15 protein-coding genes are annotated in these 15,545 nt (G+C 60.2%); 9 read left to right on the forward strand and 6 right to left on the reverse strand.

The features are described 5' to 3' along the window. The first annotated feature begins 4 nt into the window (after nt 1-4). Together J3P82_RS09425 and J3P82_RS09430 are read left to right on the forward strand one after the other, a co-directional pair. Nucleotides 5-1,201: an efflux RND transporter periplasmic adaptor subunit gene (locus tag J3P82_RS09425; protein ID WP_434562520.1), complete on the forward strand. Its 1,197-nt coding sequence runs from the start codon at nt 5-7 to the stop codon at nt 1,199-1,201. A 235-nt stretch (nt 1,202-1,436) separates the two neighbouring features. Beyond that, the gene (locus tag J3P82_RS09430; RefSeq protein ID WP_434562522.1) at nt 1,437-2,966 is read left to right on the forward strand and encodes a DHA2 family efflux MFS transporter permease subunit; all 1,530 of its coding nucleotides are present in this window, start codon (nt 1,437-1,439) and stop codon (nt 2,964-2,966) included. Nucleotides 2,967-2,992: 26 nt separating this feature from the next. On the opposite strand, the gene lpxH is transcribed toward J3P82_RS09430, so the two are convergent. Then, complete coding sequence (lpxH, locus tag J3P82_RS09435; protein WP_434562524.1) at nt 2,993-3,772, reverse strand: UDP-2,3-diacylglucosamine diphosphatase; 780 nt, start codon at nt 3,770-3,772, stop codon at nt 2,993-2,995. Then, nucleotides 3,769-4,272 (reverse strand): peptidylprolyl isomerase, encoded by a 504-nt coding sequence (locus tag J3P82_RS09440; protein WP_434562526.1) that lies wholly within the window; start codon nt 4,270-4,272, stop codon nt 3,769-3,771. Before J3P82_RS09440 ends, lpxH begins: the two co-directional genes overlap by 4 nt. A 248-nt stretch (nt 4,273-4,520) precedes the next feature. On the opposite strand from J3P82_RS09440, the gene J3P82_RS09445 reads away from it, so the two are divergent. Together J3P82_RS09445 and cysS are read left to right on the forward strand one after the other, a co-directional pair. Beyond that, nucleotides 4,521-6,218 (forward strand): glutamine--tRNA ligase/YqeY domain fusion protein, encoded by a 1,698-nt coding sequence (locus tag J3P82_RS09445; RefSeq protein WP_434562528.1) that lies wholly within the window; start codon nt 4,521-4,523, stop codon nt 6,216-6,218. Between the two features lie 21 nt (nt 6,219-6,239). Next, nucleotides 6,240-7,622, forward strand: a complete 1,383-nt coding sequence (cysS, locus tag J3P82_RS09450; protein WP_434562530.1) for a cysteine--tRNA ligase — start codon at nt 6,240-6,242, stop codon at nt 7,620-7,622. 362 nt (nt 7,623-7,984) lie between these two features. Here the strand turns inward: cysS and csrA are convergent, their stop codons facing one another. Further along, nucleotides 7,985-8,179: a carbon storage regulator CsrA gene (csrA, locus tag J3P82_RS09455; RefSeq protein ID WP_003179932.1), complete on the reverse strand. Its 195-nt coding sequence runs from the start codon at nt 8,177-8,179 to the stop codon at nt 7,985-7,987. Between the two features lie 247 nt (nt 8,180-8,426). Here csrA and J3P82_RS09460 point away from each other — a divergent pair, with 247 nt between their 5' ends. After that, nucleotides 8,427-8,792, forward strand: coding sequence for an SPOR domain-containing protein (locus tag J3P82_RS09460; protein ID WP_434562532.1), 366 nt, complete (start codon nt 8,427-8,429; stop codon nt 8,790-8,792). A gap of 63 nt (nt 8,793-8,855) precedes the next feature. On the opposite strand, the gene J3P82_RS09465 is transcribed toward J3P82_RS09460, so the two are convergent. From J3P82_RS09465 to J3P82_RS09475, 3 genes are all read right to left on the reverse strand, one after another. Beyond that, the gene (locus J3P82_RS09465) at nt 8,856-9,545 is read right to left on the reverse strand and encodes an endonuclease (RefSeq protein WP_186609449.1); all 690 of its coding nucleotides are present in this window, start codon (nt 9,543-9,545) and stop codon (nt 8,856-8,858) included. Between the two features lie 5 nt (nt 9,546-9,550). After that, nucleotides 9,551-9,850 carry a DUF1654 domain-containing protein gene (locus J3P82_RS09470; protein ID WP_434562534.1) on the reverse strand — a complete coding sequence of 100 codons (300 nt, stop codon included), beginning with the start codon at nt 9,848-9,850 and terminating at the stop codon, nt 9,551-9,553. A 164-nt stretch (nt 9,851-10,014) separates the two neighbouring features. Then, on the reverse strand, nt 10,015-11,103 hold the full coding sequence (locus J3P82_RS09475; RefSeq protein WP_434562536.1) for an asparaginase: 1,089 nt from the start codon (nt 11,101-11,103) through the stop codon (nt 10,015-10,017). Between the two features lie 319 nt (nt 11,104-11,422). Here J3P82_RS09475 and J3P82_RS09480 point away from each other — a divergent pair, with 319 nt between their 5' ends. The 4 genes from J3P82_RS09480 (at nt 11,423) to J3P82_RS09495 (ending at nt 15,545) form a co-directional block, all read left to right on the forward strand. Then, on the forward strand, nt 11,423-11,869 hold the full coding sequence (locus tag J3P82_RS09480; RefSeq protein ID WP_434563762.1) for a hypothetical protein: 447 nt from the start codon (nt 11,423-11,425) through the stop codon (nt 11,867-11,869). 133 nt (nt 11,870-12,002) lie between these two features. Beyond that, nucleotides 12,003-12,962 (forward strand): sugar ABC transporter substrate-binding protein, encoded by a 960-nt coding sequence (locus tag J3P82_RS09485; RefSeq protein WP_434562538.1) that lies wholly within the window; start codon nt 12,003-12,005, stop codon nt 12,960-12,962. Nucleotides 12,963-13,017: 55 nt separating this feature from the next. Further along, a complete protein-coding gene (locus J3P82_RS09490; RefSeq protein ID WP_434562540.1) occupies nt 13,018-14,571 on the forward strand; it encodes a sugar ABC transporter ATP-binding protein in 1,554 nt (517 codons plus the stop codon). Further along, a complete protein-coding gene (locus J3P82_RS09495; RefSeq protein WP_186609441.1) occupies nt 14,568-15,545 on the forward strand; it encodes an ABC transporter permease in 978 nt (325 codons plus the stop codon). The genes J3P82_RS09490 and J3P82_RS09495 overlap by 4 nt, the downstream gene beginning before the upstream one ends.

The raw sequence follows: 15,545 nt of genomic DNA on the forward strand, positions 1-15,545 counted from the left end.
TGTCATGGCAACTGCCGAAACTACTCAAGAAACTCAACAGGACAGCGGCAACCCGCGCAAGCGCAAGGTGATGCTGCTGGGCCTGGCCCTGATTGTCATTCTCGCCGCCGTAGGTGTCTGGGCTTGGCACGAATTGTATGGGCGCTGGAACGAAAGCACCGACGATGCCTACGTCAACGGCAACGTCGTGGAAATCACCCCCCAAGTCACTGGCACGGTGGTGAGCATTGGCGCCGATGACGGTGACCTGGTGCGTGAGGGCCAGGTGTTGGTGCAATTCGATCCGAACGATGCCGAAGTCGGGCTGCAAAGTGCCCAGGCCAACCTCGCCCGCACCGTGCGCCAGGTGCGCGGCCTGTACAGCAACGTCGATGGCATGAAGGCGCAGGTGCATGCGCAAGAGGCCGAAGTGCAGAAGGCCCAGGAAAACTACAACCGACGCCGGAACCTGGCGGCCGGCGGGGCGATCTCCCAAGAAGAACTGTCCCACGCCCGGGACGACCTGACCTCGGCGCAGAACGCCCTGGCCAATGCCCGGCAACAGCTCAAGACCACCAGCGCCCTGGTGGACGATACCGTGGTGTCGTCCCATCCCGACGTGCAAGCCGCCGCCGCGCAATTGCGCCAGGCCTTCCTGACCAATGCCCGCAGCACCTTGATCGCACCGGTGACCGGTTATGTCGCCAAGCGCACCGTGCAACTGGGCCAACGGGTGCAACCGGGCACGGCGTTGATGGCGGTGATCCCGCTGGATCAGTTGTGGATCGACGCCAACTTCAAGGAAACCCAACTGCGCGACATGCGCATCGGCCAGCCGGTGGACATCGAGGCCGACCTCTACGGCAGTGATGTGAAGTTCAGCGGCACGGTCGACAGCGTTGGCGCCGGGACCGGTAGTGCGTTTGCCCTGTTGCCGGCGCAGAACGCCACCGGTAACTGGATCAAGATCGTCCAGCGGGTGCCGGTGCGCATTCATATCAATGCCCAAGAGCTGGCCAAGCATCCGTTGCGGGTCGGTCTCTCGACGCTGGTCAACGTCGACTTGCATGACCAGAGCGGTCCGGTATTAGCCCAGCAACCGTCGCAGAAAGCTTCGTTCAGCACCCAGGTGTATGACCGGCAGTTGGCAGATGCCGATGCGATGATCACGCGCCTGATCCATGAGAACAGCGCCGCGGCGAGCAAGACCGCGCAGCGTTGAACCCTCTACGTCGAACCCTGTGGGAGGGAGCTTGCTCCCGCTCGGCTGCGAAGCAGTCGTAAACCGGTGGGTGCGGTGTGTCTGATGTTCCGCGTTCGGCAGGTTTGGGGCCGCTTTGCGGCCCAGCGGGAGCAAGCTCCCTCGCCACGTGTCTGTCGCAGGCCTTAAGTGACAGCATTCCAGTCCGGGCGGGCTTGCGTCGATTTTACTACCTCTGCTTCATAGGATTTTCGCAATGAGCAATAACGCGTCCTTCACGCCGCCAAGCCTGTTGCTCAGCACCATCGGGTTGTCGCTGGCGACGTTCATGCAAGTGCTCGACACGACCATCGCCAACGTTGCCCTGCCGACCATTTCCGGAAACCTGGGCGTCAGTTCGGAGCAGGGCACTTGGGTCATTACTTCGTTCGCGGTGAGCAACGCCATTGCGCTGCCGCTGACGGGGTGGCTGAGCCGCCGGTTCGGCGAGGTGAAACTGTTTTTGTGGGCGACGATGCTGTTCGTCCTCGCCTCGTTCCTGTGCGGAATCTCTACCTCGATGCCAGAGTTGATCGGCTTTCGCGTGGTCCAGGGGCTGGTAGCCGGCCCCTTGTATCCGATGACCCAGACCTTGCTGATTGCCGTGTACCCGCCGGCCAGGCGTGGCATGGCCCTGGCGTTGCTGGCAATGGTCACGGTCGTCGCGCCGATTGCCGGGCCGATCCTCGGCGGTTGGATCACCGACAGTTACAGCTGGCCGTGGATTTTCTTCATTAACGTGCCTATCGGGATTTTCGCGGTGCTGGTGGTGCGCCAGCAGCTCAAGGCGCGCCCGGTGGTGACCAGTCGCCAGCCGATGGACTATGTCGGCTTGATTACGTTGATCATCGGTGTCGGTGCATTGCAGGTCATCCTCGACAAGGGCAACGACCTGGATTGGTTCGAGTCGAATTTCATCATTGTGGGCGCGCTGATTTCGGTCATCGCCCTGGCCGTGTTCGTGATTTGGGAAATGACCGACCGCCATCCGGTGGTGAATCTGCGGCTGTTCGCTTATCGCAATTTTCGTATCGGCACCATCGTGCTGGTGGGCGGTTACGCCGGTTTTTTCGGCATAAACCTGATCCTGCCGCAGTGGTTGCAGACCCAGATGGGCTACACCGCCACTTGGGCCGGCCTGGCGGTGGCGCCTATCGGCATCCTGCCGGTCCTGATGTCGCCCTTCGTCGGCAAGTATGCGCACAAGTTCGACCTGCGCCTGTTGGCCGGGCTGGCGTTCCTGGCGATTGGCCTGAGTTGCTTCATGCGCGCCGGGTTCACCAACGAAGTGGATTTCCAGCACATCGCCTTGGTGCAGTTGTTCATGGGCATCGGTGTGGCGTTGTTCTTCATGCCGACCCTGAGCATCCTCATGTCGGACCTGCCGCCCCACCAGATTGCCGATGGCGCGGGACTGGCGACGTTCCTGCGGACCTTGGGCGGCAGCTTCGCGGCGTCGCTGACGACTTGGATCTGGATCCGCCGGGCCGACCAGCATCATGCCTACCTGAGCGAAAGCATCAGCACCTTCGAGCCGGCCACGCGTGAGACGATCAACCAGCTCGGCGGGGCGAGCACGCCGGTCTACGCCCAGCTGGAGCAGATCCTCAACAGCCAGGCATACATGCTCTCCACCGTGGATTACTTCACGCTGCTGGGGTGGGCGTTCATGGGGTTGATCCTGCTGGTGTGGCTGGCGAAGCCGCCGTTCGCGGCGAAGGCCGGGCCTGCCGCCAGCGGCCATTGAAATTAAATTGCCGGCCCCGCAAGGGACTACTGGTGGCTGGGGGTGTGACTGGGGATTGGGTCAGGTGCCGGCAGTTGTGGCGGCGGGGCAAAACCGAACGGCGCCAACGCAAACCCTTGCTCATCGACCTGCAACGCCCAGCCCTGCTTGTCCCAATCCCCCAGCACGATGCGCCGGGCGGCCTGTTCGCCCAGTTGCAGCCTGTGGATGGCGGGGCGGTGGGTGTGGCCGTGGATCAGCGTCTTCACGCCGTATTGCTGCATGATCCGCGGGACCTCTTCGGGCGTGACGTCGACGATGTCGTTGGCTTTCATGCGTGTTTGCGTGCGGCTTTCGCTGCGCAACTTGCGCGCCAGTTTCTGGCGGCTGCCCAGTGGCAGGTGACGCAGGATGAACAGCGTAAGCGGGTTGCGCAGCCAGCGCCGCAGTTTCATATAGCCGACATCACGGGTACAGAGGCTGTCGCCATGCATCAGCAACACCGGCTCGCCGTTGAACTGCACGACACTCGGGTCCTTGAGCAGGGTGCAGCCGGCCGCTTTGCAGAAAGCCTGCCCGAGCATGAAGTCACGGTTGCCGTGCATCAGGAAAATGGCCGTGCCGCTGTCGCTCAATTCGCGCAGGGCCTGGCAGATGGAACGCTGGAACGGCGTCATGGCATCGTCGCCGATCCAGGCTTCGAAAAAATCGCCCAGAATGTACAACGCTTGCGCCGAGCGGGCGCGTGTGGCGAGTAGATCCAGAAACGCCCGGGTGATGTCCGGGCGCTCCTCTTCCAGATGCAAATCTGAAATCAGTAGGATCACTCAACGATCTCGGCTTTCTCGATGATCACGTCTTCTGCCGGGACGTCCTGGTGGCCGGCCTTGGAAGTGGTGGATACGCCTTTGATCTTGTCGACCACGTCGGTGCCTTCGATCACTTCACCGAATACTGCGTAGCCCCAGCCCTGTACGGTCTTGCCGCTGTGGTTCAGGAAGCTGTTGTCGGCGACGTTGATGAAGAACTGCGCGGAGGCCGAATGCGGCTCCATGGTACGGGCCATGGCAACGCTGTACTTTTTGTTCGGCAGGCCGTTGTCGGCTTCGTTCTGGATGCTCGGGCGCTTGTCTTTCTTTTCCTTCATGCCTGGCTCGAAACCGCCGCCCTGGATCATGAAGTTACCGATGACACGGTGGAACACGGTGTTTTCGTAGTGGCCGGCGTTGACGTATTCGATGAAGTTGGCCACGGTCAGCGGCGCTTTCTCGGCGTTCAACTGCAGAACGATGTCGCCGAAGTTGGTGGTCAGTTTGACTTTGCTCATGGTCGGTACTCTTTCAAGGAATTCGTGGGTTCGGGGCGCAAACGCCCGCAACCGGTCTGGCTGCAATCGGCCAGGTTGGGCAGTTTAGCGTGCCGGGCACGAATTTCGAGGCTGTTTTTCATCTGGCCGTCGATTAAATTCAATCCTTTGCCGGCCTGGCCTGTCAGGTGCTTGACAGCATCGGCTATGATACGGGCTTTGATTTATCAGGCCGCACCCGGCCGCGCACTTGTACGTTCAAGGATCCTATGAGCAAGCCCACTGTCGACCCTACCTCGAATTCCAAGACCGGCCCGGCCGTGCCGGTCAACTTCCTGCGCCCGATCGTCCAGGCGGACCTGGATTCGGGTAAGCACACGCAGATCGTCACTCGCTTCCCGCCGGAGCCCAACGGCTACCTGCACATCGGCCATGCCAAATCCATTTGCGTGAACTTCGGCCTGGCGGAGGAGTTTGGCGGCGTCACGCACTTGCGTTTCGATGACACCAACCCGGCCAAGGAAGACCAGGAATACATCGACGCGATCAAGAGCGACGTCCAGTGGCTGGGTTTCCAATGGGCCGGCGAAGTACGCTACGCCTCGCAGTATTTCGACCAGTTGCACGATTGGGCGGTGGAGCTGATCAAGTCCGGCAACGCCTACGTGTGTGACCTGACGCCGGAGCAGGCCAAGGAATATCGCGGCAGCCTGACCGAACCGGGCAAGAACAGCCCGTTCCGTGACCGCAGCGTGGAAGAGAACCTGGACCTGTTCGCCCGCATGCGCGCCGGTGAGTTCCCGGACGGTGCCCGTGTGCTGCGTGCCAAGATCGACATGGCCTCGCCGAACATGAACCTGCGCGACCCGATCATGTACCGCATCCGCCATGCGCATCACCACCAGACCGGTGACAAATGGTGCATCTACCCGAACTATGACTTCACCCACGGTCAGTCGGACGCCATCGAAGGCATCACCCATTCGATCTGCACCCTGGAGTTCGAAAGCCATCGTCCATTGTACGAGTGGTTCCTCGAGAAGCTGCCGGTGCCGGCCAATCCGCGCCAGTACGAATTCAGCCGCCTGAACCTGAACTACACCATCACCAGCAAGCGCAAGCTCAAGCAGTTGGTGGACGAAAAGCACGTCAACGGCTGGGACGATCCGCGCATGTCGACGCTGTCGGGTTTCCGCCGTCGTGGCTACACGCCGAAGTCGATCCGCAATTTCTGCGAGATGATCGGCACCAACCGTTCCGACGGCGTGGTGGATTTCGGCATGCTCGAATTCAGCATCCGCGACGACCTGGACCACAGCGCACCGCGCGCCATGTGCGTGCTGCGGCCGCTGAAAGTGGTCATCACCAATTACCCGGAAGGCCAGGTCGAAAACCTCGAGCTGCCGTGCCATCCGAAAGAAGACATGGGCGTACGCGTCCTGCCGTTCGCGCGGGAAATCTACATCGACCGCGAAGATTTCATGGAAGAGCCGCCAAAAGGCTACAAGCGCCTGGAGCCAGCCGGTGAAGTGCGCCTGCGTGGCAGCTACGTGATCCGCGCCGACGAGGCCATCAAGGATGGCGACGGCAATATCGTCGAGCTGCGCTGCTCCTACGATCCCGAAACCCTGGGCAAGAACCCGGAAGGTCGCAAGGTCAAGGGCGTGATCCACTGGGTGCCGGCCGCCGCCAGCATCGAGTGCGAAGTGCGCCTGTACGATCGCCTGTTCCGTTCGCCGAACCCGGAAAAGGCCGAGGACAGCGCCAGTTTCCTGGACAACATCAACCCTGACTCCCTGCAAGTACTGACGGGTTGTCGTGCCGAGCCTTCGCTGGGCAACGCACAGCCGGAAGACCGTTTCCAGTTCGAGCGCGAAGGCTACTTCTGCGCGGATATCAAGGACTCGAAACGCGGTGCTCCGGTGTTCAACCGTACCGTGACCTTGCGCGACTCCTGGGGTCAGTGATCAAGTCTTAAGGGAAACCCTGTGCTTACGATCTACAACACGCTCACCAAGAGCAAAGAAGTCTTCAAGCCGCTGGATGGCAACAAGGTCCGCATGTACGTGTGCGGCATGACCGTGTATGACTATTGCCACTTGGGTCATGGCCGCAGCATGGTTGCCTTCGACCTGGTGACTCGCTGGTTGCGCTTTAGCGGTTACGACCTGACCTATGTGCGCAACATCACCGACATCGACGACAAGATCATCAATCGGGCCAACGAGAACGGCGAATCGTTCGATGCGTTGACCGAGCGCATGATCAAGGCCATGCACGAGGACGAGGCGCGTCTCAACATCCAGAAGCCCGACCTGGAGCCGCGCGCCACCGACCACATTCCCGGCATGCTGACGATGATCCAGACCTTGATCGACAAAGGTTATGCCTACGCACCGGGCAATGGCGACGTGTACTACCGCGTCGCCAAGTTCATGGGCTACGGCAAGTTGTCGCGCAAGAAGATCGAAGACTTGCGCATCGGCGCGCGCATCGAAGTCGATGAGTCGAAGGAAGACCCATTGGACTTCGTACTGTGGAAAGGCGCCAAGCCGGGCGAGCCGAGCTGGGATTCGCCGTGGGGCGCCGGGCGTCCGGGCTGGCACATCGAATGCTCGGTGATGTCCACCTGCTGCCTGGGCGAGACCTTCGACATTCATGGCGGCGGCAGCGACCTGGAATTCCCGCACCACGAAAACGAGATTGCCCAGAGTGAAGCGGCCACCGGCAAGACCTACGCCAACGCCTGGATGCATTGCGGCATGATCCGGATCAATGGCGAGAAGATGTCCAAGTCCTTGAACAACTTCTTCACCATCCGCGACGTGCTCGACAAGTACCATCCGGAAGTTGTGCGTTACCTGTTGGTGTCGAGCCACTACCGCAGCGCCATCAACTATTCGGAAGACAACCTCAAGGATGCCAAGGGCGCCCTGGAGCGTTTCTATCATGCGTTGAAAGGCTTGCCTGCCGTACCGCCTGCCGGTGGCGAAGCGTTCGTGACGCGGTTTACCGAAGTGATGGACGACGACTTCGGCACGCCGGAAGCATGCGCAGTGCTGTTCGAAATGGTGCGTGAGATCAATCGCCTGCGCGAGAGCGATGTCGATGCGGCGGCGGGCCTCGCAGCGCGTCTGAAGGAATTGGCCAGCGTGCTCGGTGTGTTGCAGCTCGAAGCCGACGATTTCCTCCAGGCCGGTGCCGAAGGCCGCGTCGACGCCGCCGAAGTCGAGGCTCTGATCCAGGCACGCCTGGCTGCGCGGGCCAACAAGGACTGGGCCGAATCCGACCGCATCCGCGACCAGCTCACCGCTATGGGCGTGGTGCTGGAAGACGGGAAGGGCGGGACGACCTGGCGATTGGCGGACTGATTCCAGAAACACGCAATACCCTGTGGGAGCTCGCGAGCTCCCACTTTTTTGTGTCCGGCGTGACAATCATTTCTATATGAGCCAGCACCGTCAGGTCGTTTCGACGTTCTCTCTGACAGGAATCTTCATGCGGGGGGCTTGATGGTGGTGTGAGCTTGAGCTGATTGGCCACGTACGGCGGCTTCCCCGCCATTAAAACGAAACGTCTGACAGCCATGCTACGAGACATGCCAGTAGTATCGGTTTCACGAGCTGGACGGACATCTAAGGCGGGGGAGGGACGTAGGGTGAGGCGCGCGGCCTGAATCTTTAGCCAGCCATTGCGGCGATGCAAACGGGCTGGCTGCGGACTGCGGCAAGGCTCAGGGCGTTTGCGGCTTGTCAGGGGCGGTGAGGCCGGCCTGGATGCGCTGATAAATTTCCTCGCGATGCACCGCCACGTTTTTCGGGGCGTTGATGCCGATCCGGACTTGCTGGCCACTTACGCCCAGAATGGTGATCGTGATGTCGTCACCAATGTTTATGCTTTCACCGACTTTGCGGGTGAGTATCAGCATGGTGTTCTCCTTGATTGCTTTATAGGGCACCTGATTCAGACAGTGCAGATGTCGGTACTGCTTATAGATTAGTGCTAAGTGTCACAATGTGGGTGCCTCTTTCTGACGTGCAGATACAGCATTAATTCCCAGGGTGCGACTATACAGAGACGTCGGACAGGATTCTCGTGTTTTGCGCACTGTTAAGGGCCTTATTGGCGAGTGTGGGTGCTAAAATCCCCTCCTCATGTCTTCCGGGGGAATCGTTGTGCGTAAATTGGCTTGGGTAATCGCGGTATTGGCGCTGGCGGGATGTGGAGAGGGACGCGACGTCGAAGCCCCCAAGCCGAAACCGGCGGCAACCTCCACACCGTCAGCCGCTGCCGCGCCGCAGTGGGCAGTCGAGGTCCGAGGCGAAACCCCCCAGGCTGTGAGCGACCTCACCGGATGGTTGATCGAGCATAGCTTCATGTCCACGGTCGTCAGGGAGAATGGCAAGGACCGGGTCCTGGTCGGACCGTTCAGTTCCAAGGCTGAAGCCGAAGCGAAGCAGGCGCAAGTCACCGCCGCCTTGGTACGTGCGAAGAAGCGCAACATCGAGGCCTTGGTCGTGGATTTCCCGCCAGCACGATAACCAGCCGTATAAACAAAAGGCCCCGGATGCATGACATCCGGGGCCTTTTGTTGGGTGGCCTGGTCAACCGCAGGTTTTCATATCCACCGGGCCGACAAACTCGTTCCCTCGCCCCATGACACATGCCACGCTCTGGTTGCGCTGGCGTTCCCAGGCCTGCACGGGATAGGTCTTGTCCCAGGCTTCGTACAGCCGCCGATCCTGTTTGGAGAGGCGTAGGCCGTACTGTTTGCTCATGTAGAAATACGTCCTGGCAATCATCCCTCGAATCGAAGGGCGGGGCATGACCTTCTTGGCCTTGAAGTCCACCTGGGTCAGGCATGAGCCATATTGGCCTTTCTGCACCGGTAGCCAGCCAAAGCTGAAGTTGCTGCGATCGCCATTGACCTCGCCAATGCTTGGAACCAGGTTGTGAAGATCAGCCTCGGCCCGTTGATAGACCGGGTCGTAGCGGGTGCAATGCTTGCGTCCGCCCTGTTGCCAGCATTGGCGCTGATGGCCGATCTGCCAGGCCGGGACGATGTGCTCCCACTCGATGCGCGCGGCGCGCTTCGCGTTTTTGCGCGGTACATAACCGCAAGCCGAGAGGTTCACGCGGTTACCGGTGTATTTGCAGCCACAATAAAACTCGGTGGATTGTGGCGCATAAAGTTTCCAGGCGACTTTCTTCGCTTCGTTGAAAGTGCGGGGAGCTCCGGCGTGTGCGCCCACGGCGACAAACATCAGCAATAAAGCAAAACAGCGAACACTCATCAGGCTCAATCTTCCTTCGGCACAGCCCAGAAAACCTGCACACCACCGTCGTCGCGATAGGCAAGGGTGACGTTGTCGTTCTCGTCGATTTCTTCCAGCAAGCGTTCCCATTCGTCTACCGGCTCGTCGGGAAGGCGGAAGATCAGCGCGGCCTTGGCTTTTTGTGCGGTAGGCGAATTGATGATTTTCGAGACCCGCAAGCCGAGTCTTGCATAGGAATCCAAGGGAGTAGTTGCAGCGGAGGGCGTGGCCACAGGATTATCCTTATTAAGCTGTACGTGCATACAGTATTTAACTGTAGGCATTTACGCAACTGCTTAAAATTCAAGAAAATCGTCTGACAGCGCTTTTCGGATTTTGGTGTGGGAGAACTGCATTTTTTTAGCGAGCCAAGTAGGCGCAGGTGCCACCTGCTCTTAGGAAGCGGGTGGCGAAGAGGGCCCGACCGGAATCGGTCGGGCGGGGACGATCAATATTCCCAGAACATTCGCTGCAATTCCTTGCTGTCTTGGGTCTTGGTCAGAGCGACCATCGCCAGGATGCGCGCCTTCTGAGGGTTCAGGTCGTGAGCCACGACCCAGTCGTACTTGTCGTCAGGCTGTTCGGCGTTGCGCAGTACGAACCCACCGGCGTTGACGTGGGACGAACGAATGATCTGCACGCCATCCTTGCGCAGTGCCTGCAGGGAAGGCACTACGCGTGAAGACACCGAACCGTTGCCGGTGCCGGCGTGAATGATCGCCTTGGCGCCGGATTGAGCCAGGGCCTTGTAGGCCGTGTCGCTGACATTGCCGTAGGAATAGGCGATTTCCACTTCCGGCAGACTCTTGATAGTCTTGATGTCGAATTCCGAGTCCATGGTGTGACGCTTGGCGGGCAGGCGGAACCAGTAGGACTTGCCTTCCACTACCATGCCGAGTGGACCCCAAGGGCTCTTGAAGGCTTCAGTCTTGATGTTGACCATCTTGCTGACATCGCGGCCCGACTGGATTTCATCGTTCATCGTCACGAGGACACCCTTGCCGCGGGCTTCCTTGCTGCTGGCGACGGCCACGGCATTGTAGAGATTGAGCATGCCGTCCGCCGACATCGCCGTGCCGGGACGCATCGAACCGACGACGATGATCGGCTTGTCAGTTTTTTCCACCAGGTTCAGGAAGTACGCGGTTTCTTCCAGTGTGTCGGTGCCATGGGTGATGACAATGCCATCGACGTCCTCGCTGTCGGCCAGTTCGGCAACGCGCCGACCCAGTTGCAACAGGTTTTCGTTGGTAATGCTTTCCGAGGCGATTTGCATCACTTGTTCGCCGCGGACGTTGGCCAGCTGGCTGAGCTCCGGTACGCCAGCGATCAGTTTTTCAATGCCGACCTTGGCCGCCTGGTACGTAGCGCTGTTGGCCGAGCTGGCACCGGCGCCGGCAATGGTGCCGCCAGTGGCGAGGATGACGACATTGGCGAGCTTTTGCTCAGTCTGGGTTTCTTTCGCCTGGACGGCGTTGGGCAGCAACAGCAGAAGGGCCAAGGCGCCCGGAACGAAAGTCTTTAAGGCAGATGTCATTATTCTTCTCTCTAGTCATGATGGATTCATCTAGATGCTCCGGCAGACCTGAATGCCGGGAGCCCAACTGCCAGAGCATGATCCGTACCAGCGCGGCTATAGCGTGTGAGCTGCGGTTAAACGCTTGATATTCATAACGATGCGTAGTGGACGAGGCGCCTGCGTAAAAAGCCTGTGGACGGGTTTCCGAATATTCAACGTGTTTATCGTTCGGTTACCCGAAGAGGCATTGTCTGAAGGAAAGAGGTTTGTTGGTCGCGCTAAAGAAAATGCCCCAGCGGACGATCTTCCTTGTAGGAATTCATTCATGGAGCGCCACATGTCCTTTTCAATCGGCTTCCCAAATGCCGCAGCTCTCACCATTGGCGGCAAGTCCGCGAGCACGTTGAAAGCTTTGAGCGAGGCGAGCGCCGACGCAGCCGACAAGGCCCTTGGCGAAACGAAAGAGCCTGGCAAAGTCCGCGCGAACCTGGCTACCGAAGCCGAAAGCAAGACCGAAAAAGGCGCCAGCACGGAAAGTGTCGCGACACAAATACTGCTCAAGCGCATGCAGGAGCTTCAGCAACAACTGCGTGAACAACAGCAACAATTGGCTGCTGCGCAGGCGCGTGCGTATCCGACGCCTGAAGCCAAAACTACCGCTATCATGGCTATTCAGGGGCAGATCGCCGATACCACCGGCGCGCTGCAGCAGGTGACCGGCAGCTTGATCAAGGAATTGGCCAAGGAGTCCAGTTCCGGTGCGCTGGTCAATACCACTGCCTGACGCACGACGTTGCGGCCCAAACCGGAACGTTGACAAAACCGCGATGCTTTACCATAGTTCATTCCACGCAAACGTTTGCGCGGTTGTCGTGCGACGATTTTGCTCACAATAATCATAAAATCGGAGTGAACCCATGAAGCTGCCATTCGCTGGACGCCTTCTCGCCGTTGCCATGTTCGCGGCCGCATCCGCAGCGCTGCCTTTCTCCTCGGCGCTCGCCCAGACCCCCGAAAAACCCAAGGTCGCCCTGGTCATGAAATCCCTGGCCAACGAGTTCTTCCTGACCATGGAAGACGGTGCCAAGGCTTATCAGAAGGAACACTCCGCCGATTTCGAGCTGATCTCCAACGGGATCAAGGATGAAACCGACACCGCCAACCAGATTCGCATCGTCGAGCAGATGATCGTGTCCAAGGTCGATGCGTTGATTATCGCGCCCGCCGACTCCAAGGCCATGGTGCCGGTGATCAAGAAAGCCGTCGACGCCGGCATCACCGTGATCAACATCGATAACCAACTCGACCCGGCAGTGGTCAAGAGCAAGAACATCACTGTGCCGTTCGTAGGCCCGGACAACCGCAAGGGCGCACGCCTGGTGGGTGAATACCTGGCCAAGCAGCTCAAGGCCGGTGACGAAGTGGGCATTATCGAAGGCGTGTCGACCACCACCAACGCCCAGGCGCGTACCGCAGGCTTCAAGGATGCGATGGAAGCGGCCCAGATCAAGGTCGTCTCCCTGCAATCCGGTGACTGGGAAATCAACAAAGGCAACCAGGTTGCCGCGTCGATGCTCAGCGAATACCCGAATATCAAGGCGCTGCTGGCCGGTAACGACAGCATGGCGGTCGGCGCGGTATCGGCGGTGCGCGCCGCCGGCAAGGCGGGCAAGGTGCAGGTGGTCGGCTACGACAACATCAATGCCATCAAGCCGATGCTCAAGGACGGTCGCGTTCTCGCGACGGCCGACCAGTTCGCCGCCAGGCAGGCAGTCTTCGGCATCGAGACGGCCTTGAAAATCCTCAAGGGCGAAAAAGTCGACAGCGGCACCAACGGCGTTATCGAAACTCCGGTCGAGCTGGTGACCAAGCCGTAATCCTGGCGACACAACGGCGCTCGCCCGTCCGGGCGGGCGCATTGGAGAGTTTGTTATGTCCGTTCGCGATCCGAACGCTGTCCTTTGCGTCAGCGGTATCGGCAAGACCTATGCGCAGCCGGTACTGAGCGATATCAGCCTGACCTTGATGCGCGGCGAAGTATTGGCGCTGACCGGCGAAAATGGCGCTGGTAAAAGTACCTTGTCCAAGATCATCGGCGGGCTGGTCACGCCGACCACCGGGCAGATGCAATTCCAGGGGCAGGATTACCGTCCCGGCAGCCGGGCCCAGGCCGAATCGCTGGGCGTGCGCATGGTGATGCAGGAACTCAACCTGCTGCCGACCCTTTCCGTGGCCGAAAACCTGTTCCTCGACAATCTGCCCAGCCACGGCGGCTGGATCAGCCGCAAGCAATTGCGCGCGGCGGCAGTCGAGGCCATGGCCCAAGTGGGGCTCGATGCAATCGATCCCGATACGTTGGTCGGTGAGCTGGGAATCGGTCATCAGCAGATGGTCGAGATCGCCCGCAACCTGATCGGCGACTGCCACGTGCTGATCCTCGACGAGCCGACCGCCATGCTGACGGCCCGTGAAGTCGAGATGCTGTTCGAGCAAATCCTGCGCCTGCAAGCCCGGGGCGTATCGATCATCTATATTTCCCATCGCCTCGAAGAGCTGGCGCGGGTGGCCCAGCGCATTGCGGTATTGCGCGACGGCAACCTGGTCTGCATCGAGCCGATGGCCAACTACGACAGCGAGCAGTTGGTGACGTTGATGGTCGGCCGGGAGCTGGGCGAGCACATCGACCTGGGCCCGCGCCAGATTGGCGCACCGGCGCTGACCGTCGCGGGCTTGACCCGTTCCGACAAGGTTCGTGATGTGTCCTTCGAGGTTCGTAGCGGCGAAATCTTTGGCATTTCCGGGCTGATCGGGGCAGGGCGCACCGAGCTTTTGCGGCTGATCTTCGGCGCCGACGCGGCGGATAGCGGCACCGTGGCGCTGGGTTCACCGGCCAAGGTCGTCAGCATTCGTTCACCGGCCGATGCGGTGGCCCACGGCATTGCGCTGATCACCGAGGACCGCAAGGGTGAAGGCCTGCTGCTGACCCAATCCATCGCGGCGAATATCGCTCTGGGCAACATGCCGGAGATCTCCAACGCCGGCCTGGTCAATGGCAGTGCGGAACTGGCGTTGGCGCAGCGGCAGATCGATGCCATGCGCATCCGCAGCTCCAGTCCGACTCAGTTGGTCTGCGAACTGTCGGGCGGCAACCAGCAGAAAGTCGTGATCGGCCGCTGGCTCGAGCGCGATTGCTCGGTGCTGTTGTTCGACGAGCCGACCCGCGGCATCGACGTCGGTGCCAAATTCGACATTTATGCGCTGCTGGGTGAGTTGACTCGCCAGGGCAAGGCGTTGGTCGTGGTGTCCAGTGACTTGCGCGAACTGATGCTGATCTGTGACCGGATCGGCGTCCTGTCTGCCGGCCGCCTCATCGATACCTTCGAGCGTGACAGCTGGACCCAGGATGATTTGCTTGCCGCCGCGTTCGCCGGCTACCAAAAACGTGATGCGTTGCTCAATGAAGCAGCGCCTAGGGAACTCTCATGAAAACCGCACCTGCCATCGGCAAATCCAATGGCAACTTCTTTGGCCTGGGGACTTACCTGGGCCTGGCCGGTGCCTTGCTGGCCATGATCGCGCTGTTCTCGGTCCTGAGCAGCCATTTCCTGTCCTATGACACTTTCAGCACCCTCGCCAACCAGATCCCGGACTTGATGGTACTGGCGGTCGGCATGACGTTTATCCTGATCATTGGCGGCATCGACTTGTCGGTGGGCTCGGTGTTGGCGCTGGCGGCATCGACCGTCAGCGTTGCGATCCTCGGCTGGGGTTGGAGCGTCTGGCCGTCGGCCTTACTCGGCATGGCCGTTGCGGCCTTGGCGGGTACGGTCACCGGTTCGATTACCGTGGCATGGCGCATCCCGTCGTTCATCGTTTCGCTGGGTGTGCTGGAAATGGCCCGTGGCCTGGCGTACCAGATGACCGGCTCGCGCACCGCCTATATCGGCGACTCTTTTGCCTGGCTGTCCAATCCGATCGCCTTTGGTATTTCACCGTCGTTCATCATTGCCTTGCTGGTGATCTTCATTGCCCAGGCGGTGCTGACGCGCACCGTGTTCGGTCGCTACCTGATCGGCATCGGCACCAATGAAGAAGCCGTGCGCCTGGCTGGCATCAATCCGAAACCCTACAAGATCCTGGTGTTCAGCCTGATGGGGCTGTTGGCCGGACTCGCGGCGTTGTTCCAGATTTCGCGCCTGGAAGCGGCGGATCCGAACGCGGGCTCAGGGCTTGAGTTGCAAGTGATTGCCGCCGTGGTCATTGGCGGGACCAGCCTGATGGGCGGCCGGGGTTCGGTCATCAGCACCTTCTTTGGTGTGTTGATTATCTCGGTGCTGGCGGCTGGCCTGGCCCAGATCGGTGCCACCGAGCCGACCAAACGCATCATCACCGGCGCAGTCATCGTGGTGGCGGTGGTGCTCGATACGTACCGCAGCCAGCGCGCCAGTCGGCGGGCTTGA

This window comes from Pseudomonas sp. Z4-20 (assembly GCF_051131955.1).
In the GTDB taxonomy this organism is placed as follows: Bacteria; Pseudomonadota; Gammaproteobacteria; order Pseudomonadales; family Pseudomonadaceae; genus Aquipseudomonas; species Aquipseudomonas marvdashtae.